The 23,479-nt window shown below is 28.4% G+C and carries 22 protein-coding genes and 2 tRNA genes; 13 read left to right on the top strand and 11 right to left on the bottom strand.

Translation table 11 applies throughout. The annotated features are described in order from the left end of the window. Positions 1–17: 17 nt before the first annotated feature. Together ABXT55_RS00120 and ABXT55_RS00115 are read left to right on the top strand one after the other, a co-directional pair. Positions 18–94: transfer RNA gene (locus ABXT55_RS00120), tRNA-Arg, on the top strand. Between the two features lie 121 nt (positions 95–215). Beyond that, complete coding sequence (locus ABXT55_RS00115) at positions 216–641, top strand: PaaI family thioesterase (protein WP_415284743.1); 426 nt, start codon at positions 216–218, stop codon at positions 639–641. Here the strand turns inward: ABXT55_RS00115 and ABXT55_RS00110 are convergent, their stop codons facing one another. From ABXT55_RS00110 to ABXT55_RS00095, 4 genes are all read right to left on the bottom strand, one after another. Continuing rightward, entirely contained in the window at positions 642–2,963 is a 2,322-nt protein-coding gene (locus ABXT55_RS00110; RefSeq protein ID WP_415284742.1) for a TRAP transporter permease, read from the bottom strand. It lies immediately after the preceding gene. A gap of 76 nt (positions 2,964–3,039) precedes the next feature. Then, on the bottom strand, positions 3,040–4,044 hold the full coding sequence (locus ABXT55_RS00105) for a TAXI family TRAP transporter solute-binding subunit (RefSeq protein WP_271492790.1): 1,005 nt from the start codon (positions 4,042–4,044) through the stop codon (positions 3,040–3,042). Between the two features lie 72 nt (positions 4,045–4,116). Beyond that, a complete protein-coding gene (locus tag ABXT55_RS00100) occupies positions 4,117–5,343 on the bottom strand; it encodes a pyridoxal phosphate-dependent aminotransferase (protein ID WP_415284741.1) in 1,227 nt (408 codons plus the stop codon). Beyond that, positions 5,344–7,305, bottom strand: a complete 1,962-nt coding sequence (locus ABXT55_RS00095) for an acetoacetate--CoA ligase (RefSeq protein ID WP_415284740.1) — start codon at positions 7,303–7,305, stop codon at positions 5,344–5,346. It abuts the gene before it with no gap. Positions 7,306–7,479: 174 nt separating this feature from the next. Between ABXT55_RS00095 and ABXT55_RS00090 the strand changes: the two genes are divergently transcribed. Genes ABXT55_RS00090 through ABXT55_RS00075 form a run of 4 tightly spaced genes read left to right on the top strand, consistent with a single transcriptional unit; the run spans position 7,480 to position 11,549 of the window. Then, entirely contained in the window at positions 7,480–9,960 is a 2,481-nt protein-coding gene (locus ABXT55_RS00090; protein WP_415284739.1) for a helicase-related protein, read from the top strand. Then, entirely contained in the window at positions 9,960–10,394 is a 435-nt protein-coding gene (locus ABXT55_RS00085; RefSeq protein ID WP_415284738.1) for a TerB family tellurite resistance protein, read from the top strand. Before ABXT55_RS00090 ends, ABXT55_RS00085 begins: the two co-directional genes overlap by 1 nt. Further along, positions 10,391–10,717 carry a ferredoxin FdxA gene (gene fdxA / locus ABXT55_RS00080; RefSeq protein WP_415284737.1) on the top strand — a complete coding sequence of 109 codons (327 nt, stop codon included), beginning with the start codon at positions 10,391–10,393 and terminating at the stop codon, positions 10,715–10,717. Before ABXT55_RS00085 ends, fdxA begins: the two co-directional genes overlap by 4 nt. Continuing rightward, positions 10,659–11,549 (top strand): CarD family transcriptional regulator, encoded by an 891-nt coding sequence (locus ABXT55_RS00075; protein ID WP_415284736.1) that lies wholly within the window; start codon positions 10,659–10,661, stop codon positions 11,547–11,549. Before fdxA ends, ABXT55_RS00075 begins: the two co-directional genes overlap by 59 nt. Before the next feature lie 355 nt (positions 11,550–11,904). Here ABXT55_RS00075 and ABXT55_RS00070 read toward each other — a convergent pair whose 3' ends face one another. Further along, a complete protein-coding gene (locus tag ABXT55_RS00070) occupies positions 11,905–13,608 on the bottom strand; it encodes an AMP-dependent synthetase/ligase (RefSeq protein WP_415284735.1) in 1,704 nt (567 codons plus the stop codon). Between the two features lie 7 nt (positions 13,609–13,615). After that, a tRNA-Leu gene (locus ABXT55_RS00065) sits at positions 13,616–13,700 on the bottom strand. A 68-nt stretch (positions 13,701–13,768) separates the two neighbouring features. On the opposite strand from ABXT55_RS00065, the gene ABXT55_RS00060 reads away from it, so the two are divergent. Genes ABXT55_RS00060 through ABXT55_RS00050 form a run of 3 tightly spaced genes read left to right on the top strand, consistent with a single transcriptional unit; the run spans position 13,769 to position 15,368 of the window. After that, positions 13,769–14,365, top strand: a complete 597-nt coding sequence (locus ABXT55_RS00060) for a YqaA family protein (RefSeq protein ID WP_415284734.1) — start codon at positions 13,769–13,771, stop codon at positions 14,363–14,365. A 6-nt stretch (positions 14,366–14,371) separates the two neighbouring features. After that, on the top strand, positions 14,372–14,851 hold the full coding sequence (locus ABXT55_RS00055; protein WP_415284732.1) for a disulfide bond formation protein B: 480 nt from the start codon (positions 14,372–14,374) through the stop codon (positions 14,849–14,851). Beyond that, positions 14,835–15,368 (top strand): demethoxyubiquinone hydroxylase family protein, encoded by a 534-nt coding sequence (locus ABXT55_RS00050; RefSeq protein WP_415284731.1) that lies wholly within the window; start codon positions 14,835–14,837, stop codon positions 15,366–15,368. Before ABXT55_RS00055 ends, ABXT55_RS00050 begins: the two co-directional genes overlap by 17 nt. Here the strand turns inward: ABXT55_RS00050 and ABXT55_RS00045 are convergent, their stop codons facing one another. Together ABXT55_RS00045 and ABXT55_RS00040 are read right to left on the bottom strand one after the other, a co-directional pair. Next, positions 15,369–15,935 carry an HNH endonuclease gene (locus ABXT55_RS00045; protein WP_415284730.1) on the bottom strand — a complete coding sequence of 189 codons (567 nt, stop codon included), beginning with the start codon at positions 15,933–15,935 and terminating at the stop codon, positions 15,369–15,371. A 52-nt stretch (positions 15,936–15,987) separates the two neighbouring features. Continuing rightward, on the bottom strand, positions 15,988–16,644 hold the full coding sequence (locus tag ABXT55_RS00040; RefSeq protein ID WP_415284729.1) for an alpha/beta hydrolase: 657 nt from the start codon (positions 16,642–16,644) through the stop codon (positions 15,988–15,990). Positions 16,645–16,693: 49 nt separating this feature from the next. Between ABXT55_RS00040 and ABXT55_RS00035 the strand changes: the two genes are divergently transcribed. Further along, on the top strand, positions 16,694–16,897 hold the full coding sequence (locus ABXT55_RS00035) for a twin transmembrane helix small protein (protein WP_271518973.1): 204 nt from the start codon (positions 16,694–16,696) through the stop codon (positions 16,895–16,897). Here the strand turns inward: ABXT55_RS00035 and ABXT55_RS00030 are convergent. Then, complete coding sequence (locus ABXT55_RS00030) at positions 16,894–17,409, bottom strand: TlpA family protein disulfide reductase (RefSeq protein WP_415284728.1); 516 nt, start codon at positions 17,407–17,409, stop codon at positions 16,894–16,896. The two genes, ABXT55_RS00035 and ABXT55_RS00030, sit on opposite strands and share 4 nt — an antisense overlap. 24 nt (positions 17,410–17,433) lie before the next feature. Here ABXT55_RS00030 and argH point away from each other — a divergent pair, with 24 nt between their 5' ends. The 3 genes from argH to ABXT55_RS00015 all read left to right on the top strand — a co-directional run bounded on the left by argH (position 17,434) and on the right by ABXT55_RS00015 (position 20,868). After that, positions 17,434–18,822, top strand: coding sequence for an argininosuccinate lyase (gene argH, locus ABXT55_RS00025; RefSeq protein ID WP_415284727.1), 1,389 nt, complete (start codon positions 17,434–17,436; stop codon positions 18,820–18,822). Positions 18,823–18,939: 117 nt separating this feature from the next. Beyond that, complete coding sequence (lysA, locus tag ABXT55_RS00020) at positions 18,940–20,154, top strand: diaminopimelate decarboxylase (RefSeq protein WP_415284726.1); 1,215 nt, start codon at positions 18,940–18,942, stop codon at positions 20,152–20,154. A 12-nt stretch (positions 20,155–20,166) separates the two neighbouring features. Then, positions 20,167–20,868, top strand: a complete 702-nt coding sequence (locus ABXT55_RS00015) for a lysophospholipid acyltransferase family protein (protein WP_415284725.1) — start codon at positions 20,167–20,169, stop codon at positions 20,866–20,868. On the opposite strand, the gene dnaN is transcribed toward ABXT55_RS00015, so the two are convergent. Together dnaN and dnaA are read right to left on the bottom strand one after the other, a co-directional pair. Next, positions 20,865–21,977 carry a DNA polymerase III subunit beta gene (dnaN, locus tag ABXT55_RS00010; protein WP_415284724.1) on the bottom strand — a complete coding sequence of 371 codons (1,113 nt, stop codon included), beginning with the start codon at positions 21,975–21,977 and terminating at the stop codon, positions 20,865–20,867. The genes ABXT55_RS00015 and dnaN overlap by 4 nt on opposite strands. After that, the gene (gene dnaA / locus ABXT55_RS00005) at positions 21,967–23,379 is read right to left on the bottom strand and encodes a chromosomal replication initiator protein DnaA (RefSeq protein ID WP_415284723.1); all 1,413 of its coding nucleotides are present in this window, start codon (positions 23,377–23,379) and stop codon (positions 21,967–21,969) included. The genes dnaN and dnaA overlap by 11 nt, the downstream gene beginning before the upstream one ends. Positions 23,380–23,479: the final 100 nt, after the last annotated feature.

Raw genomic sequence — 23,479 nt, 5'->3', positions numbered from 1 at the left:
ACAAATTATTTAATTAAGGACCGCTGGCCAAATTGGATAAGGCGCTCGGCTACGAACCGGGAGATTCCAGATTCGAGTTCTGGGCGGTCCACCAGAAAGGATAAATAAAAATGTTAGATTGGTTACTAAAATCATCACTACAAAAATCAGTTATATATTTTTTTATAATTGTTTTTATAATTTTATTAATTTTAACTTTCGTACTATAAAGAGCTATGAGCAATGAATTTGAGCAAATAAGTATTAAACCTGGTTTTATGAAACACAATGGTGGAGTTTTATTTAAAACTGTATCTGAAACAGAATATGAATTCAAAACTACGATTAATGAAAATCATTTAAATGCTGCTGGGATAACTCACGGTGGTTATTTATCAGCCTTAATTGATGCAGGAGCGGGGACTGCTGCACATAGAGCGTCTGGAAATTCACCTTGTGTAACTATTTCATTGGATTTAAAATTTATTGGTGCCTCTAAAGTAGGTGATATAGTTACTGGCTTTACAAGAATTCTTAAAAAGACCAATACACTAGTATTTTTATTTTGTGAGCTGAAATGTAATGATAAAATTATAACCTCAGCATCAGGTATTTGGAAAATCTTAAAAATTAAACCATCTAATCTTGGTCCTGGTGGATAATTATTCTTTTCTTCTATAGTTCAAATAACCAAATATAATTAATAATAAAATAGCTATTGGGTAAATGATTCCTTTATTTGGTCTATCTGCATTTTCTATTTTAAATTCACTTATATAATCACCAGTTTCAAAACCACTTTTTTTAGCACTTCCATTCCATTGCAGGGTATCTACAATAACTCTGTTTTCTTCTCTAATTAAACTAAGTCCATATTGCTCTAAACTATACTCGGTTTCAAAAGTATTTTTTTTGATTACAATTAACTTGTATCTTTCACCATAATTACTTGGACGTGTTACTTTAAATCTAGCCTCCTTATTGAAATCTACCTTCATTAAATGAATTTTGTTAATATCCATATAATTATATTTAGGATAAAATTTATTTAAAATAAATTCTGGAGCTAAGAGTGAAATAGAGATTAATAAAAAAATTATTATCTCGTACCATCTTAATCTATTAATAAACCAAGCTTGAGTTGCAGAAGTAAAAACTAATATACCTATCAAAGAAGTGATGATTACCAGTAGTCCATGCCACACATTTTCAATGCCTATCAATAACAATTCATGATTAAATAAAAATACGATAGGTAAAATACCTGTTCTTAAACTGTACCAAAAAGCTTGCATACCAGTTTTAAGTGGATCACCTCCTGAAATAGCAGCTGCCGCATATGATGCGAGACCAACTGGAGGAGTGACGTCAGCCATCAAGCCAAAATAAAAAACAAACAAGTGAACCGCTATAAGTGGAAATACAAATCCAGATGCGTTTCCAACATCAACCAATACTGTTGCCATTAATGAAGCCACTACAACATAATTTGCAGTAGTTGGTAAACCCATACCAAGTATTAGACATAAAATTATTGTTAAAAATAGCAAAATAACAACATTATCTTTTGCAATAAATTCTATAACTATAATTAAATTTGTACTTAACCCTGTTGAACCAACAGCTCCAACTATTATGCCAGCTGTTGCTATTGCTATTCCAACACCAACCATATTTAAAGCACCTTTTTCAAAGCCAACTATCGTTTGATTAAACCAAGTTTTTATTGCTAATTTAAAATCAGAATTTTTAAATAATATGTAACCAAGGTTTACAATTATTAATGCAATCGTTGCAAAAAATATTGAGTATGAAGCGGTAAATCTTAAATAAACGAGCATGTACACTAAAATAAAAATAGGAATTAAAAAATGTAATCCTGATAAAAATGTTTTCTTTAAATTTGGGATATCGACATCATCCATTCCTTTTAAATTTAATTTTAAAGCTTCAAGGTGAGAAATATAAAACAATGCCACATAAGAAATAATTGCTGGTAAAAATGCGTGCTTAACGACCTCAAAATAAGTAACACCTAAAAAACTTGCCATTACAAATGCTGCAGCTCCCATTACAGGTGGCATTAATTGTCCATTAACTGATGATGATACCTCTATAGCACCAGCTTTTTCTTTGGAAAAACCAGTTTTTTTCATAATTGGAATTGTAAAAGTTCCAGTTGTAACCGTGTTTGCAATTGAAGATCCTGAGATTAGACCGGTCATTCCAGATCCTAAAATTGCTGCTTTTGCAGGTCCTCCTCTCATTTTGCCAACCATGGCAAAAGCTAGGTCTAAAAAATATTTACCTCCACCAGCTGTTTCTAGAAGCGCTCCAAATAAAACAAATAAAAAAATGAAATCTACAGAAACACCTATAGGAATTCCAAATATAGCTTCTTGATCAAGCCACTGAAATCCAACTAATCTATTTAATGAAAGCCCACCATGCGAAATTATTTCTGGTGCGTATCTGCCAAAATATGAAAAGAGTAAAAAACAAACTGCAATAATAACTAGAGGTAATCCAAATACTCTCCTGGTTGCTTCAATTAATATTAAAATTCCACAACTTCCAATAATCAACTCAACTGGTAAATTAAATTTTTCCCAAATTGTAACTGTTAAAAGAATTCCCCCCCTATCAACTAATTGGTCATAAAAAAAATAAATATATAAACAACAAAATGCAGCAATAAAACTAATTAGAATATCAAATATAGAAATTTTTTTTCTTTTAGAAATTGGATAAATTAAAAAAGCTAAAGTTAAAGCAAAACCTAAGTGAATAGCCCTAGCTGGAAGTCCTTTAAACATTCCAATATCAAACATAAAAGGAAATGGAGATGCATACCAAAGTTGAAATAATGACCAAATAATTGCAATACTTCCAACAATTTTTAAATGTAGTCCAGTAAGATTTCTAGTGGGAGATAAATCCTCACTAATCTTACTTTCTACTTTACTCTTAATGCTTTGATTCATTTTTAAAATGATACTCTATAACAAAAAAAAGGCCCGATAAATATATCAGGCCTTTTAATTTAATTAAGGAGTTGGACTACATTAATCCAGCTTCTTTATAATATTTAATTGCACCTGGGTGTAATGGAGCTGACAAACCATCAGCAACCATATCTTCTTTTTTTAAAGAAGAAAAAGCAGGATGTTGTTTTTTGAAATCATCAAAGTTTTCAAAAACTGCTTTTACTACTAAATAAACAAGATCTGCTTCAACAGCATTACTAGTTACAACAGTAGCCTTAACACCAAAAGTAGTTACATCTTTTTTCTGTCCTGTGTAAGTTCCTTTAGGGATTACAGCTTTAGCATAATAAGCAGCACCATCAATTAGTCCTTGAACTTCAGGACCTGTTAAGTTGATAGGCAAAGCTTTTGCTCCGCAAGAAGCTGCATTTTCCATTGCTCCATTTGGAAATCCTACTGAATAACCAAAAGCATCAATCTTACCATCACATAAAGCTTTTACTTGCTCAGATGAAGTCAGCTCTGTAGTAGATTTAAAGAAGCTATTATTAACTCCCTTTGCATCCATTAGCACTTCCATAGTTCCTCTTTGACCTGAACCAGCGTTACCAATGTTTACAACTTTTCCTTTAAGGCCAGCAAAATCTTTAACTTTTGCTTTTTTTCTTGCCCAAATTTGAAAAGGTTCGTTGTGTACTGAAAAAACAGCTCTTAAACCGTCAAACTTTTTTCCTTCCCACTTACTTGATCCATTTACAGCATGATATTGCCAGTCAGACTGAGCTACACCAAATTGAAATTCACCAGCTGCGATTTGACCAATATTATAATTCGATCCACCAGTTGAAGGTGCAGTACATCTGTAAGCTTTATCTATACCTTTTTTTCTTCCGTGTTCTTTAGCAATTGCTGATTTGTGCAACATTTTGCAAATTGCGTTACCAGTTTGGAAATATACTCCAGTTGGTCCGCCCGTTCCTATCGTGAAGAACTCTGCAGATTTTGCAACACCAGTAAAAGATAAAGATGCAACAAAAATTAGTAGAGCACTTGATAGAGATGTTATTATTTTTTTCATATTCTCTCCTCTATATCGTTATTTTTATTAATTAAATTTAACAGTAATTAAGTGAGTATGTATAGCTGGTAGTTATGTTGATGTAGACCATTTTTTTAACTTGTCCACACCCTCAACAATCTTAGGTGCAAGTTTTAAAATTAAACTATCATCAATTTTTTTTCCATTTTGAGTTTGATTCATAAAATTTTGACCATCAAAATCTGTAAAGCTTAACCTTGCTAACATCTTATTTTTCTCAAAACCAAAGTCTGATCCTGGCAATAACGCTACACCTGTCTCCTTTAAAATATTGTCACACATTTCTGATGATGTATTAAATTTTTTATTTAAAAATTCTGGCATAAGATAAAACCCACCTTGGGGCTTATTAATTAAAACCTTGTTTGATTTTAGATTTTCATAAACATAATTACCAACTGCTTTAAGAATATTTTTAGAACTATCAATATATTTGCTATGATCACTTGTATAAGCAGTAATTGCAGCATATTGAATTGGCGCACTGACAGCAGAAAAAGTTTCACTGGCTAAAACATTAATTGAATTTTTTAAAATATCTAAAGAGTCTGGAACTACAAAATAACCCAATCTCCACCCACCTGCACCACACCATTTACTTAAACCCGTGCTTATAATAGTTTTTTCAGGACAAAAACTTGAAATAGATTTGAACCCTTCATCAAAACTCAACTCAGAATAAATTTCATCTGATAAAATAATAAGATTATATTTTTTAGCAATCTCACTAATTTCTTCTAGATTTTTACAAATCTGCCCTGATGGATTGTTTGGTGAATTCAAAAATAATAGATAGTTTTTATTTTTATCCCTTAAAATAATTTCTTCAATTTCAGATCCAGTAGGAAACCAATTATTTTCTCTTTTTGTTTGAATTGATTGAATTTTATTTCTTCCAAGAATTGCTTGTGGGGCATAAGAAACCCAACTTGGTGCTGGCAATATTATTTCTCCATCAAATAAAATGTGTAGTAAAAACATCAATTCTTTTGAGCCAGGACCTATAATTACATTTTCAGGTTTGTAATTATAATCTTTTTTAACTGATGTATATTTTGCAACAGCATCCCTAAGCTCATTAAGACCTTGCATTGGTAAATATTTATTTTGATGGGCATTATCTTTTAACGCATTAACAATATCAGCTGGTACTTGGAATGGAGATTGGCCAAATCCAAATTTAAATATTTTTTCACCTTTATCTTCTAGCTTTCTAGAGATTTCATTAATTTTTAAAGTAGAGGATGGTTCTAGACCTTTAACTATATTTTTTAACATTTAATAATTTAATTCCTTTAAATTTTTATATTGATCTAAAACTCTTGGATTTGCTAGTGCTTCTTTATTTTTAATTTCATTTCCTTCTATTGTATTTTTTACAGCTAGTTCAACTATTTTTCCATTTTTAGTTCTTGGAATGTCTCCAACTACTATAATTTTAGATGGAACATGTCTTGGAGATGCATTTTTTCTAATTTGTATTCTAATTTTTTTTAATAAATCTTCGTCCAACACGTGTTTGGGGTTTAAAACTATAAATAAAATAATTCTGACGTCATTATCCCATGCTTGACCAATAACAATGGACTCTTTGATTTCTATAAATTTTTCTACCTCAGAGTATATTTCTGCAGTTCCGAGTCTCACTCCTCCAGGGTTAAGTGTTGTATCTGATCTACCATGGATAATAAAGCCCCCACCTTTCTTTATTTCTGCATAATCACCGTGATACCATGTGTTTAAAAAATTATTAAAATATGCTTTTTTAAATTTAATATCATTTTTATCATTCCAGAACTTTAAAGGCATTGATGGGAAAGAGCTCTTACAAACTAGCTCTCCTTTTTTATTTTTTAAAGATTCACCCTTTTCATTAAAAACATCAACATTCATACCTAAACCTTTATTTTGTATTTCGCCTAGAATTACCGGCTGGTATAAATTTCCCAGGACAAAACAAGAAACAATATCGGTGCCTCCAGATATAGAGGATAAATGAACATTTTTTTTTATGTTCTCGTACACAAATTTAAACCCATCATTTGATAATGGGGATCCAGTAGAGCAAATTGTTCTTAATTTTGATAATTTATACTTATATTTTAAAGTGGGCTTAGATTTACGAAGAGCATCAACATATTTTGCACTAATACCAAATAAAGTAATTTTTTCTTTCTCAGCTATTTTTAACAGTAAATCATCTTTTTTATACATTGGCGATCCATCAAATAAAACAATTGATGCTTTTGAAGCTAAGACACTTACCAGCCAGTTCCACATCATCCATCCACAAGTAGTAAAATAAAAAACATTATCACCTTCTCTGATATCACAATGGAGCTGATGCTCTTTTTTATGCTGAAGCAAAACTCCTCCACTCCTGTGACATATACATTTTGGTTTTCCTGTGGTTCCACTTGAATATAAGATTGCAAGATCTTGTTCAAAATCAAATTTAGGAAATTGAATCTCTTCAGATTCTTGTTTTATTAACTCACTCCATTTAAGTACTTTTGATTTTTTAGATGTATATTTATTTTCTAAATATTTTTCTCCTGGGTAATTAACAATGACAACATATTCGATAGAAGGTATCTCTTTTAAAATTAGAGGAACTCTTTCTAAAATATTTATTATTTTTCCATTATAAAAATACTTATCTACTACAAATAAAACTTTAGGGCTGATTTGTGAAAAACGTTCTACTACACCTTTAACACCAAAATCTGGTGAGCATGAGGACCATATTGCTCCTAAAGAAGAGGAGGCTATAAATGCCTCAATAGTCTCAATAGTATTGGGCATATATGCTGCAACCCTATCTTTTTTTTTAATTTTAATACTTTTTAAAAATTTAGATATTTTACTTACATTAATGTTTAGTTCGTACCAGCTTCTTTCTTCTCGAAAACCATTTTCGCTAACGAATGTTATTGCTTTATTCTTGTTATTTTTTGAGAGTAAATTTTCAGCAAAGTTTAATTTTGAATTTGGTAAAAATTTATTTTTATAAAATATTTTCGATTTTTTTATTTTAATTTTACTCTTAAATCCCTTAATTTCAGAAAAATCCCAAATTGAACTCCAAAAATTGCCTGGGTTTTCAATGCTCCATTTTAAAATATTGTCATATTTTTGATTAAATCTTTTTTTGAATTTTTTTGAAATGAATTGCTCATAGCTCGATAAAAGAGATTTTTTTTTCTGACCAGGTGACGCTTCCCACAATTTTTTATTCATAACTTTGCTACAAAATACTAATACAGAATTGTTTTTTATTATGTTAAATTAATTAGTGTATAAAGAGCAAATGAGAACTTTTATCCTTACGATTCGGTCATGTTTTAGTCTATTTTTGTTCTTTATGAACAACAATATGTAGTGGAGAAAATATTAGAGGTACCATCAATAGAAATGTCTAAAAATAAAATCACAGCTGTTCTCGGTCCGACAAATACCGGTAAAACTTACTTAGCAATTGAAACTATGCTTTCTTTTGATTCGGGTATGATTGGCTTTCCTCTAAGACTACTAGCACGTGAAGTGTATGACAAAATTATTGAAAAAATAAGCATAGATAAAGTTGCTTTAATTACTGGTGAAGAAAAAATCATCCCTGCAAATGCAAAATATTTTCTTTGTACAGTTGAGTCTATGCCAATTAATAAACATTTAGATTTTGTTGGGATAGACGAAATACAAATGTGTGCAGATCATGAAAGAGGTCATATTTTTACTGATAGATTATTAAATCTTCGTGGAGAAAAACTAACAATGCTTATGGGTTCAAATACTATTAAAAGTATAGTAAATAAACTAGATGAGGATACTGAATTTATAAACAGAGAAAGACTTTCTCAACTTTCATATGTAGGTCATAAAAAAATTTCAAGAATAAATAGGAAGACAGCAATAATAGCTTTTTCAACTGAAGAAGTTTATGCAATTGCAGAACTTGTTAGAAGACAAAAAGGTGGAGCAGCTATTGTTATGGGATCATTAAGCCCTAAAACAAGAAATGCTCAAGTTCAGTTATATCAGTCTGGTGATGTTGATTTTCTTGTTGCAACTGATGCAATTGGAATGGGAATTAACATGGATTTAGAAAATGTTTTTTTTTCAAATTTAAAAAAATTTGATGGAAGAAAGTTAAGGCGTCTTAATATGTCTGAAATTGGACAAATTGCTGGAAGAGCTGGCAGGTATTTAAATGATGGAAATTTTGGAATTACTGGTGATTGTAAAGAGATTTCTGCAGAGGAGGTTGAGCTGCTCGAAAATCACAAATTTGAAGAAATTAAGATGCTTTTTTGGAGAAATTCTAATTTAAATTTTAATAACGCTTTAAGTTTAATTAAGTCACTTGAAGAAAAGCCTAATAGAGATTGGTTAAGAAAAATACATGAGTGTGGAGATGAAAAACTTTTAAAATATTTTTTAAAAGATATGGACGGTCACAACATTAAAAATAACCAAGAAACATTGGAATTACTTTGGGAATGTTGTCAAATTCCAGATTTTGTAAAAAAAACTTATGGCAACCATCTCGAAGTGGTCAGTAAGGTTTTTAGCTTTTTAAATGGTAAAGATGGCAAAGTTACTAATGATTATATGAGATTACAGTTAATAAAGTTGGATAAATTAGAAGGAAATGTTGATTCTTTATCAAATAGAATTGCAAATGTTAGAACTTGGTCATATGTTTCAAATAAAATTAATTGGGTTGAAAGTCAAAGTTATTGGATAGAGAAAACAAAACTATTAGAAGACAGATTATCTGACAGATTACATGAAGAACTTACTAAAACTTTTATTGATAAAAGAGCAAGTGTGCTTGCAAGGGGATTAAAACAGGATATTGAATTTAAAACTGAGATAATGGAAGATAATAAAGTAATAATTGATGAGCAGTTTATTGGTGATTTGAAAGGTTTAAGATTTGAGATAGATTTAAAAGCTGGTGCGCTTGAAACTGATATTAAGTCATTAAAAAAAGCAGCAAGACAAACTGTAGGCCCAGAACTGCAAAAAAGAATTCAATCTATTATTGATACAGGGTTGATAGAAATAAAAGATGATTTTAAAATTTATTGGAAAAATTTTCCAATTGCCAAGTTAATAGCTGGTAAAGACTATTTAAACCCTGATATATTTTTAATAGTAGATGATATTCTGGAAAATGATGACAAACAAAAATTATCAGAGTTTATTGGAAATTGGATTAAAGAAAAAATAAAGCTCGTATTGAAAAGCCTGATTGACTTAAAAAATTTAAAAGAAAGTAACTCTTCCATTAAAGCATTGGCTTACCAATTATATGAAAGTAATGGTGTTATTAAAAGAGAAGTAGTAGCTGAATACTTAAAGAAACTTGGTCAAGATGAGAGAAAAATTTTAAGAGATTTGGGTGTTAAATTTGGAAGATACCATGTTTTTTTATTTAGATTACTAAAGCCAGAAGCTGTTTCCTTAAGAACCTTACTGTGGAAAAACTTTAATCAAAAAAACTTGAATTTAACTCCTCCTACTTTTGGTTTAAATTTTTTGGATGATAAAAATATAAGAGATAAACATTTTATGCTTCTTTGTGGCTTTGAAAATTTTGATAATTATTATGTTAGAATTGACATTCTAGAAAGATTGTTTATGATAATTATTAACGCTAGCCCCGAAAAAGATAAAGAAATTAAACTAGTACCAGAGATGCTTAATTTATTAGGATGTAGTAAAGAAAATTTTAAAAAATTAATTGAAAAAATGAATTACAAAACACTCGAAAGAGATAAGGATATTTATTTTAGGTACAGTCCACAAAAAAAAATTAAAAAGCCTTTTAAAAAGACAGTCTCTATAAACAATCCATTTAAAGTATTAAAAAATTTTAATTTTAATTAGTGATAAGCTTTTTTAAAAATAAAGAAAAAGAGAAGGATACAGTGAATAATGATAAATCTTATTCTAATATTGCTGCTTTATTAATTCATGTAGCAAAAATTGACGAAAATTACGAAGATAAAGAAAAAGAGATTATTAGAAAAACTTTAATTGAATTAGGTGCAACAATTTCAAATATAGATAAATTAATTGCAGATGCCTCAGTTATGGAAGAAAATTCTAACCAAATACTAAGTTTTACAAGAGAAGTCAAAAATGCTCCTGAATCAGATAAAATTAGAATTGTTGAGTCTCTATGGAAAATTATTTATTCAGATGATAACGCAGATATGTATGAGACAAACTTGATGAGGAGACTGGCTGGTTTATTATATATAGATGCAAAGACTATGGGTGACTTAAAAGAAAAAGTAAAAAAAAAATTATCTAAATGACATACCTGGTAAATGATAAATGTATTAAATGTAAATTAATGGACTGCGTTGAAGTCTGTCCTGTTGATTGTTTTTATGAGGGCAACAATATGCTTGTAATTAAACCAGAGGAGTGTATAGATTGTGGCGTTTGCGAGCCAGAATGTCCAGTAGACGCGATAGTAGCAGATACTGAGTCTGGAAGCGAAAAATGGCTTGAACTAAATACAAAGTATTCTGAAATTTGGCCAAATATAACTATTAAAAAAGATCCACCTGAGGATCATGAAAAGTATAAAAATGAAGAAAACAAGTACGACAAATATTTTAGCGAAAATCTTTAAAAAAACTCCTGAGAAAAAAGTAAAAAAAAAAACTAAAATAAAGGTAGTTAAAAAATCTATAGCTCCTAAAGCTAAAGTTGTTAAAAAAACTAAAGCAACAAAAGTAGGTGTAACTAAAATTAAAAAAAATTTAAAAATAATTTCAAAAAAAGCTGCTCCAGCAAAAGTAGATATAAAAACTGATAATCTAAGAATTTCAAAAAGTAATGAAGTAAAACCTGAAATTAAAAAAGTAAAAAAACAAGAAACAGAAAAAAAAGAATATAAAGTTAAAGACTACGTTGTTTATCCAAAACATGGTGTAGGCCAAATCACAGAATTTAAAAAAATTAATATAGGTGGAATAGATGTTGAGACATACGTGCTTAAATTTGAAAAAGATAAAGCTAATGGAATGGTTCCAGTAAATAAGCAATCTCACCTTAGACCACTAGCCACCATCAACCAAGTTAACAAATGTATATCTATTTTAAAAAGTAAACCAAAAATAAAAAGATCAATGTGGAGTAGAAGAGCTCAAGAATATGAAACAAAAATATCTTCTGGAAAAATCTATGAACTTGCAGAGGTTGTGAGAGACTTAAATAAGGGTGATGATTTAATGGTTGATCAATCTTACAGTGAAAGACAACTTTTTGAAAAAGCTTATGAAAGAATTCTCTCTGAGTTTCAAATAGTAATGGGAGTATCACTAGAGGATACGCAAAAAAAATTAGATAAAGCACTTAAGAGAAACCTAGAAGGACAGGCTAAAGCTGCTATAGCAGCTCCTACTAAGACTGCAGAGCCCTCTGAGACAGAGGCTGAGCCAATTACTGATACTGAAGACTAAAAATTAGGACAAAAAAAACGCCTCTCACACATAACGTTATGAGAAGCGTTTTTTGAAAAGATTAAGATACTATCTTTTTCTTTTCTTCGCTTTTTTAGCTTTTTTAGCTTTTTTCTTAGTTTTTTTTTTAGCTTTTTTAGCTTTTTTTCTTGTAGCCATCTTTAGCTCCCTGTTTAAGTTAAACGAATCAAAGTGATTCGTTGTTAGCTTATTTTTATTTTTTTATACAGGTGATGTCAAATCTTTAATTAAAGAATAATTATAACTTTTTATTCTATAAAAAGTTTTTTTTAACTAATCATTGTGAAGTAAAAAAGTTATATTTTATGCGACTTATAATCTATTTTAAAAAAAATTAAAAAAGTTTTTCAAATTCTTTTTTGTATCTTTCAATAATTTTATATCTTTTTAATTTTAAAGTTGGTGTCATCATATTATTTTCAATTGTAAATGGATTTCTTATTATGAAAAATTTTTTTATTTTTTCTATTTTAGATAAATTTAAATTTATTTTTTCTATTTCATCTTGTATTTCTTTCTTTTTAATATTTTGATGATCACGACTTAAAACAATTAGACAGACTAGGTAAGGTTTATTATCGCCATAAACTAAACATTGCTCTATGAAATTAGATTTATTTAAATCACTCTCTATTTTGATTGGAGAAATATTATCTCCACCTGGAGTTATAATTATATCTTTTTTTCTATCGGTTATTTTTAAAAACTCACCATCAAATTCTCCTATATCACCTGTAGATAACCATCCATTCTTTAAAACTTTATCTGTTTCTTCTTTATTATTCCAGTAACCTAACATAACATTTTCTCCTTTAACCAGAATCTCTCCATCATTTGTAATTTTAACTAAATTTCCTCTAAAAGGTTTGCCCACAGTTTCTACTCTAATTTCATTAATAGAATTGCAGCTTACCACAGGAGATGTTTCCGTTAATCCATAACCTTGTAGTGTTGGGAGACCAATTGCATTTAAAAAACAACCTACTTCTTCATCTAGTGCACCTCCTCCTGAAATAAATGCCTTTAGGTTTCCACCAAATTGTTCTTTAATTTTCTTTCTTACCAAAATATTACAAACAAAATCTATTAAACTTTCTATTAATGAAAATTGTCCTCTATTTAATTTCTTATTTCCAAGTTTAATAGTTTGATTGATTAAGAATTTTTTTATTCCTGTGGCTTTACTAAAATTAGTATTTATTTTTTGATATAAATTTTGATAAAATCTAGGAACAGCCGTCATTATCTCAGGGGAACAATTTCCCATATTTTTTATAAGTTTTTCTATACTTTCAGCATAGAATACCTGAGCTCCCACAACTATTTGGACAAATTGGACTGTATGCTCGTATGAATGGGAAAGGGGTAACCATGTTAAGAATTTAGGATTTTTAGAAATAAACTCTTTTAATAAACCAAGTGCTCCTTCACAATTGTTTAAAATTCCACCATGGCTTAATATAACTCCTTTTGGATTTCCTTGGGTACCAGATGTATAAATTATACAAGCAACATCTTTTCTTTGAATTTTTAATTCAGAAAAATTTAACAAACTAAAGCTTTTATTTGCAAAGATTTCATTAATACTTACATGAAGTTCTTGGTCAAACTCTTCAATTATATCAAAAAAAATTATTTTTTTTATAAATTTTTTTTTAAATATTATATTTTTTACTTTTAAATACTGTGTTTTATCAGAAATTATTAAAACAGTCGGTTTACAATCGTCAATTATATACTCGTAGTCTCTTTCTGCATAAGTTGTATAAGCTGGAACTGTTATACCTCCTGAAAGCATAATAGATAAATCTGATATCATCCATTCAGGTCTATTTTCTGATATTAACAAGCATCTATCGCCTTTCTTTATATATTTTGATATTTCCTCAGAAAGTTTAATGACATTTAAATACACATCCTCCCAAGAATATTTTTTTTCAACTTCTTTCAAGGACTGCAAAAACACACTTGTTTTATCTTGTGTTAGATATCGATTATAAAATAGTTCTAATAAATTATTAACTTTGTTTATTTCCATAAAATATTGGTGGGCGAAGAGAGAATCGAACTCTCACTTCTTGCGAAACACGATTTTGAGTCGTGCGCGTCTACCAGTTCCGCCACTCGCCCTTTGTTTTCCCTATTATAACTATAAAATTAAATAGTATAAGAACATAATTTATATTAAAAACAAAAAAATGCTTAATGAATTATATCAAAAAACTTTAAAACTTGCTGCTCACAAGAGGTCAAATACTTATCTTGCAATTTTATCTTTTACTGAAAGTTCTTTTTTTCCAATCCCACCTGACGTCATGATTGCTCCAATGGTTATTGCAAAAAAAAATGATTATTTAAAAATTTTTTTAATAGCTACTTTATTTTCTTCACTTGGAGGTATCCTTGGGTATTTCATTGGATCTTATTTTTTTGATCTTGGAATGGTTGTAGTAGAGTTTTATAATTATGAAGAAAAAGTAATTAATCTTAAAAATAGCTTATCTGAAGGAGGTGGTCTTTATGTGTGGCTTGCTACTTTATTTCTTGCTGGATTTACACCTTTGCCCTTTAAAGTGTTCACAATAACTAGTGGCATGATTGGTTTTAATTTGCCTATATTTTTCATTATTTGTCTATTTTCTAGGGGGTTAAGATTTTTTATTGTCTCATACCTATCATATAGATTTGGTGATATTTTTAGCAAATTTATGAAAACTGATGTTGCAAAATGGTTTACAATTTTGGGTATTATAATTGTATTAATTTTTGCACTAATATATTTTATAATTAAATAACCAAACATGATTCACCAAAAAACTACCCTTCATCTTATATTATTATTTAGTATTTTTGCTCTCTCGGCAGCCTATTATATTGAGCATATTTTGGGTCACCAACCTTGTAATCTTTGTTTAATTGAAAGAATACCTTATGTCGTTTCAATAGTTATAATTTTGCTTTTCATTTTTATTCAAAAGTTTGAAGGATTTTTTTTAATAATTTTAAGTATTACATTCATTATAGCGTCCATTATATCCTTTTATCATTTTGGGATAGAGCAAGGTTTCATAAAGGAATCTTTAGTTTGTGATTTAAATTCTAACAATACTGATTTGACTAAAAAAGCACTCCTAAATCAGCTAAAAGAAGTCACAGTTAGCTGTAAAGATGCAACTTTTAAAATTTTGGGATTATCTCTTGCCACAATTAATATTTTTACCTCTTTAATAATTGCAACTATAACTATAAAACTTTTCTTAACTTATGAAAAAAACAAATAAAGAAAAAGTAAAAGAATTTATTCGAGTTGACCACGCAGGTGAACGAGGTGCGGTAAAAATTTATGAAGGTCAATTACTGGCTCTAAATACATTTGTTAAAGATGAAAATTTAAAAAAGAAAATTGAAGAAATGAAAATCCACGAAAAAGAACACTGTGAATACTTTGAAAATGAAATTAAAAAAAGAAATATAAAACCAACAAAATTCTTACCTTTGTGGGATTTACTTGGTGTCGGGCTTGGTTTTGGTTCAACAATCTTGGGAAAGAAAGCTGCTATGTTATGCACTGCTTCGGTAGAAGAAGTAATTGATGAACATTACCTAAATCAAATTAATGCATTAGAAAATGATGAGAAAAAATTAAAAGAAAAAATAATTAAGTTTAGAGAAGATGAACTGCATCATAAAGATATAGCCTATAAAGAAGGTGCAACTAAAAAAGGAATGTATTCTATTTTAGATAAATTAATTAAAACTGGATCAAAAATTGCTATTAATATTTCTGAAAAAATATAATTAAGCTTCTAACTCAACATCCCAATACAAATAATCCATCCAGCTCTTGTGTAGGAAATTCGGTGGGAAATTTTTACCATTTTTGTGTAGGTCTTCTGTAGATGGTTGATATGGTTCCTGATTTAAGCTCATATCCAAATTTTTCAATAACCTTCCACCTTTTTTTACATTGCATGAAGAGCAAGCGGTTATAACATTATCCCAATTGGTTTGCCCTCCTTTAGACCTTGGAAGTAAATGGTCAAAAGTAAGCTCTTCACCACTTCCACAGTATTGACAGGAAAATTTATCTCTTAAAAAAACGTTAAATCTAGTGAAACTAGGGTTGGACTGTGGTTTTATAAAACTTTTTAATGCAATGACACTTGGCAATCTCATATTAAATGATGGGCTTCTAATAACTCTGTCATAATTGCTAACTATGGTAACTCTATCTAAAAAAACAGATTTTATAGAATCTTGCCAGTTCCATAAAGACAATGGATAATAGCTTAAAGGCCTGTAGTCAGCATTTAAGACTAATGCGGGACATTTCTCTAAAGATAAACTTTGATCATTAAAAATCATTATAAAAAAATTCTAACTGAAAAAAATTAATTTATCAATAAATAGTATTTAATTATATTTGAAAATTATTTTTAATATAATTTAAAGCTGCACTTGAGGCTTCAACAGGAATATGATGTTCACAGTTCTCTATCATTTTAGTTTCAACTTCAATATTATTTCTAATTAGAAAATCTTTTGCCTCTAATAAAAATGTCGGTGACACGACTGCGTCTTTATCACCGTGTATCAAGAGCATTTTAGTAGAAGAAGTTTTTCTTTTGCTAAGATCGTCTTGATTTATTATTTTACCAGAAAAACCAACAATACAATTATAGTTTTCACTGCTTGTTAGTCCTAGGTTTATAGACATCATACACCCCTGGCTAAAACCAGATAAGCAAATTTGAGAGCTGTTAAGATTGTACTCACTTTTAACCTCTTCAATATATTTTTGAAGTTTAGTTTCTGCTTTTTTAGATTCTTCTAAAATATAACTTGGATCATCTTTGGTTAAATCAAACCATTGAAAACCAGCTGGGTTGATTGTGCATTCTTCGTGTCCATTTGGACATAAAAAGATTGTATTTGGTAGAAATCTTTTCCAATTTAAAGTTAACATACTTATATCTTTTCCATCCCCCCCGTATCCATGAAGTAAAATTACCACATGCTTAATTGATATATTATCTTCTGGTTTTATGATTGTAGTTTTTAGACAAAATGTCATGGATGTTTTTTTATGTTTTTTTATTTAGAAAATATACTACAGTATAATTATGATTTCTGGAACGTTAGTTAAAATTCTTGGCATAGTACTTTTGATAGTTGTTGCTGTTGTATTAATATTGGGAATTGGAACTCTATTTAAAGGAGGAGAGACCAGTAAAAAATATTCAAATAAATTAATGCAGTACAGAGTACTTTTTCAATTTATAGCCATAATTGTTTTGGTTTGTTTTGCATATTTTTTTAAAAATTAATCGTATTGTTTTAGCCAATTAATAAACTCTAAGTCATTAAAATCAATAGATCCCATAATGCGTCCAAACTCTTCACCTTTTTTATTAAATAAAATAGTTGTGGGAACCCCTCTTAAAGAAAATTTTTTAGCCAGAGTAATTGGTGCATCAAAATATATTTCTAGATTTTGAATGCCTAGTTCTTTAAAAAAAGAATCTGATTTAGAGAAATTTTCCTGGCCAATATTAATAGGAAAAATTTTTAAATTATCAAAATTAGTATTTGACTGTAAGTCATCTAGGGATGGCATCTCCTCTCTACAGGGAGCACACCAAGTAGCCCAAAAATTTAATATTAACAATTTTCCTTTAAAATCATCTAAATTTACATCGTAATCATTTGAATCCTTAAAAACTACTTCTTCATATATTTTTGGATTTTTTGATAAAACTAAATTTTTTATATTAGGTTTTTCTTGAGCATAACTAATGTTGCTAGTTATTAGGTAGATAAATATTAATAATAATTTCATGCTAAATATGTATAATTAATTATCATGGTAAAAAATAAAAACAATATGGCAATATGGGGATCGAGAATAAAAAAAGATGCCTCAACCTTATTTCAAAAAATTGGTAATTCAATAGATATTGACAAAAAGCTTTTTCAAGAAGATATTTTAGGATCAATTGTGCATGTTGAGATGTTATTTAGACAAAAAATTATTTCTTTTAAAATCAAGAATAAAATAATTTTTGGACTTAATAAAATTGAGAAAGAAATTTTAAAAAATAAATTTGAATATAATAGAAAATATGAAGATATTCATATGAATATAGAAAAAAGGTTATTTCAAATTATAGGAGAAGAGGCTGGATATGTTCACACAGCTAGATCTAGAAATGATCAGGTGATTACTGATTTTAAAATGTGGACGACTTCAGCAACTAAAGAAATTAATAAGAATTTAGATATTATTATTAAGACCATCCTCAAAATTTCAGAAAAAAATATTGAAACCATAATGCCTGGATTTACTCACTTAAAAAATGCACAAGCAGTGTCTTTTGCTCATTATTTAATGTCTTATGTCGAAATGTTTAATAGAGACAAAAAAAGATTTACCTATAATCTAGAAAGTTTATCAGAGAGTCCGTTGGGTGTTGCCGCCTTAACAGGTACTTCTTTTAATATTGATAGAAATTTTACTTCAAAGAAATTAGGATTTAAAAGACCGACTAATAATTCAATTGATACTGTTGCAGATAGAGATTTTGTTTTAGATTTTTTATACAGCGCTTCTGTTTGTTCGATGCATATTTCAAGAATCGCTGAAGAGCTTATTATTTGGAACTCTGATGGATTCAACTTAATTACACTTTCTGACAAAGTAGTGACTGGTTCTTCAATAATGCCTCAAAAGAAAAATCCTGATTTGTTAGAATACTTAAGAGGAAAAACTGGAATGGTTTATGGAAATTTATTTTCAATGCTGACAATTCTTAAAGGACTTCCCATATCTTATTTTAAAGATCTTCAAGATGACAAGGAAATACTCTTCAAGTCCAATGAAATTCTTAATAATAGTATTGCTATCCTTAATGAGGTTTTAAAAAATCTAAAACCTAACAAACAACAAATGTTAGACCTTGCTAACTCAGGCTATATTACAGCTACTGACTTAGCTGACTATCTTGTTAAAAATCACTCAATGCCATTTAGAAAAGCATACCAAACTACCGCTTCTATTGTGAATTATGCAGAAAAGAAAAAGAAAAAATTGAATGAATTAAATATTGATGAGCTAAAGAAAATTGAACCAAAGCTTACAATTGAAGTTTTAAAGATATTTAATGTAAAAAACTCTGTAAACTCTAAAAGATCTTACGGTGGAACGTCTTTTGATAATATTAAAAAAATGATAATGAAATATAAAAAAGCTTAAAATGATAAAAAAATTAATTTTAATTTCTATATTTTGTTCTTTCTTATTTTCATGTGGAAAAAGGGGAGATCCTCAATATGACGGAAATGAAATGGTTTTTCCTAAGTCAATAGATTGATGAAATATATAGATAAAAACTTAACAATTGAAAAAGTTAAAGTTCAAAAAATAGCAAAAAAGTTTGGTACGCCAACTTATTGCTATTCACATAAACAGCTGACAGAGAACATAAAAAACTTTAAAAAAAATTTTAGCTCTTTCTCTCCATTAATCTGTTTTGCTGTGAAATCTAATACCAATGTAAATCTAATAAGAGAAATTAGAAAATCAGGATTAGGAGCTGATGTTGTTTCAATGGGTGAATTAATGATGGCTCTTAAAGCAGGTATAAACCCAAAAAAAATTGTTTTTTCGGGGGTAGGTAAAACTTCAGCTGAAATAAGTTATGCAATTGATAAAAAAATTTTATTAATAAATGCTGAGTCCAAAAGTGAAATTATTGAAATTGATAAAATCGCAAAATTAAAAAAAAAAATAGTCAATATAGGCATTAGACTTAATCCTAATACAGATGCTAAGACGTTAAAACAAATTTCAACCGGAAAAAAAGAAAATAAATTTGGTGTGGATGAAAAAACTTTTTTTGAATTAGTAAATTTTACAAATTATTCTAAAAATATTAATCTTAAATGCTTAAGTGTTCATATTGGCAGTCAAATTTTAGATCACAAACCATACGAAAAAATGCTCAATGTAGTAAATAAAATAATAAAAAAAAGTGGTCATACCTTTGAATTTATTGATCTAGGTGGAGGTATGGGTATTTCTTATGAAAAAAATAGTAAAAAACTAAACTATCAAAAATATAACATTGCTATACAAAAATTTTTAAAAGGTCAAAAAGCAAAAATAATATTTGAGCCTGGGCGATCTATAGTTGGTAATATTGGATTTTTAATTTCTCAAGTTATTTATATAAAAGAAAATATTAAAAAAGACTTTATCATATTAGATGCTGCAATGAATGATCTTATGAGGCCAGCATTATATGGTGCAAATCACCAAACTATACCTGTGGTAAAAAGTAATAATATTTCAAAAAAAACTTATGAATTTGTTGGACCAATTTGTGAAAGTACTGACAAATTCACAACTATAAAAGGTTTTCAGAAATTAAAGGAAAAAGATCTCGTAGTAATGTGTGATGTTGGGGCTTATGGAATGTCACTAAGCTCAAATTATAACGTAAGACCAAAACCGCCAGAATTGATAATTAAAGGGTCTAAGATTAATATTATTAAGAAAAGACAGAAACTAAAAGATTTGATTTAGTTTTTGATTAATATGACTAGAAATTTTTTATTTTCATTATTTTTTTTCTCAGGAATAATTTTTATTTCCCTAATCTTCTTGCCAGCAATTTTACTACCAAAAAAAATTGTTTTATTTGGTGGAAAAATTATGGGCTTTTGGACATCTTTATGTTTAAAAATATTTTTATCGACTAAGATAATTATTAAAGGCAAAGAGAATATAATTAATGGAAAAAAATTTTTTATAGCAGCTTCACACCAGTCAATGTTTGAAACTTTTTTTTTACAAACTATCTTTAATTCTCCTGTTTTTATTTTAAAAAAAGAATTACTAATGATTCCTATATTTGGCTGGTATTTGAAAAAAATAGGATCAATATCAATTAAAAGAAACAAAATTTCTAAAGAAAACTTGAATTTTTTTGATGATATTTCTAAACAAGTAAATTCATCAGAAAGACCATTAATAATTTTTCCACAAGGAACTAGGCTGTCTCCAGAGGACAGAACTCCTTTCAAAAAAGGATCTAGTAGAATTTATGAAGAATTAAATATTTCATGTCAGCCCATTGCAATTAATTCTGGGAATACTTGGCCAAAATATGGTCAAAAAAAAGTTAACACCACTCTAACAGTTTCAATTTTAAAACCCATTGAACCCGGATTAAGTAAAGAAATTTTTACAAAGGAATTAGAAAATACTATTTATTCTGAACTTGATACTTTGAACTAGCCTTTCATGGGCATTACAACAAATATACTATCAAAATCACCTGGATCTTTAATTAATGCTGGGGACCCTGTGTCATTGAAAAAAATTTCAATCTTATCGCCATCAAGTTGTGATGCTACATCAATTAAATATCTAGAATTAAAACTTATTTCTAGATCATGATCAAACTTTACAGTTAAACTTTCTTTTCCATCTCCACTATTGGTATTATTAACTGATAAGTTTAGAACGTCCTTAGACAAATTAAATTTAACTCCATCTTTTTTATCCAATGAAACTGAGGCAACTCGATCAACAGAATCTAAAAATAATTTTAAATCTATTTCTAACTTCTTTTGATTATTCTTAGGTATTACCTGAATATAGTTTGGAAATTTTCCATCGATTAACTTAGATATCAATATGCTATTATTTAATTCAAATTTTATTTTAGATTTAATATTTGAAATTTTAACATCACCATCATAACTTTCTAGCAACGAACATAATTGAAAAATTGTTTTTTTAGGAAGTATTATTGGTTCAAAATCTACTTGCTGGTCTAATCTTATTTTTGAAATAGACATTCTATGACTGTCTGTAGCTGCTGCTGTTAAAAAATTTTTATCTTCAATTTGTGTTTGATGAAAAAAAATTCCACTTAAGTAATGTCTAGTTTCATCATTGGAAACTGAAAATTTACATTTATTTAATAATTTTAATAATTGTTTTGATTTTATAGAAAATTCATTTTGATTAAAGTTTTCATCTGTTAGTGGGAACTCAGATGCACTAATACAATTTAGATTGAAAACAGATTTTTCAGACTCAACTTGAAGTTTGCTAACGTCAGTCAAAGATAAATTAATTTTTTTTCCTGATGAAAATTTTCTTATGATGTCATACATAATAGATGACGTAGTAGTCGTATTTCCTTCTTCTACAACTTCAACATTGTTAATTTGATGAATAAATATTAAATCTAAATCTGTTGCAGTAATTGTTAAATTTGAATTACTAGCATTTAGTAAAACATTTGACAAAATAGGAAGAGTGCTTCTTTTTTCAATTACACCTTGGCAGTAATTAAGTGCTTGTTGCAGATCTTGTTGATTAACGTTAAATTTCATTTTCTTTATTATACAATATCTGATTTTTTAGATTATTAATATTGTTTGTCATTTCTGGATCTTTTTCCTTCAATTTTTCAATAGTTTTAACCGAATGAATGATTGTTGTATGATCTCTATTAGAAAATTCTCTACCAATCTCAGGTAATGATTTGGATGTCAAAATTTTTGTTAAATATATTGCTGTTTGTCTTGGTCTTACAAGGTATCTAGATCTTCTAGAAGAAAGCATCTCACTTTTACTAATTTTAAAGAACTTACATACAGTCGATTGTATTAAATCTATTGTTACTTTGTTTTCCCCAATATTTAATAGATCTTTTAAAACTACTTTAACTTCTGATAAATTTGGTACTTTGTTGTAAATTCTTGAAAAAGAAACAACTCTATTAATTGCTCCTACTAACTCTCTAATACTTGTAGTTATTTCTGTGCTTATAAATTTTTGTATTTCTTCTGAAATATTTACTTGATTTGAATAAAAAATGTTTAGTTCCTCTGTTTTTTGCTTAACAATTTTACTTCTAAGTTCATAGTCTGGTTTTTGTATATCAACAACAAGACCTCCAGCAAATCTTGATTTAATTCTATCTTGGATTCTTGATAATTTGTTTGGAGCTCTGTCGGCAGAGATTATCACTTGTGACCCTTTATCTAATAATGCATTAAACGTATGAAAAAATTCTTCTTGCATTGCCTCTTTACCATTCATGAATTGAATATCGTCTATTAATAATATGTCAGTATTTCTAAAATACTCTTTAAACTTTACCATATCATTAGATTTAATTGATTTTACAAACTGATACATAAATCTCTCAGCAGAAATAAACATAACTTTGTTTTTTTCTTTTAATGACAGACCAATTGAATTTAATAAATGTGTTTTTCCCATTCCAACACCCCCATAAATATAAAGCGGATTATAATGAGAAATATTTTCTGAAACTTTCATCGATGCTTCATAGGCTAGTTTATTACTTGTTCCTGTTATAAAATTATCAAATCTTTTATTTGGGTCTATTCTGTTGTATTGCAAATATGTATCTTTAATGAAGGATACATTTTCATTGTTTTCATTTTTAGTAATATTATTTTCTATTTCATTTTCAGAGTTTTTTTCAATAATCTTAAACTCTATTCTTGTTAAATCTTTCTTATAAATTTTTACTATTTGCAAAATTTGATCTAAATATCTTGAGGTAATCCAGTCTCGAATAAATCTAGTAGAAACTGAAAGTAAGACATAACTATTCATCTCTTCAACAAAGTCTATCTTTCTAAGCCAGCTTTCATATATATCGCTGCCTAGTTTATTTTTCATATCCTTTTGAATTACAGCCCAATCTAGAGCTTCAGAAGATATGCTTTTTAAATTTTGTGTTGTATTTTTACTTGTCATAAAAATTTGTAGGAATAAGGTCAGTTAGAACCAAAATAATTTTTTTGCAATAAATAATTTTATAAAAGCAAAATTAAAAAAAATCTATATTTGCAATAAA

It is taken from the genome of Candidatus Pelagibacter sp. Uisw_130, assembly GCF_047722505.1.
Lineage (GTDB): Bacteria > Pseudomonadota > Alphaproteobacteria > Pelagibacterales > Pelagibacteraceae > Pelagibacter.
Note: the sequence above shows the minus strand (reverse complement) of the source record. Positions and strands in the feature narration are given on the sequence as shown.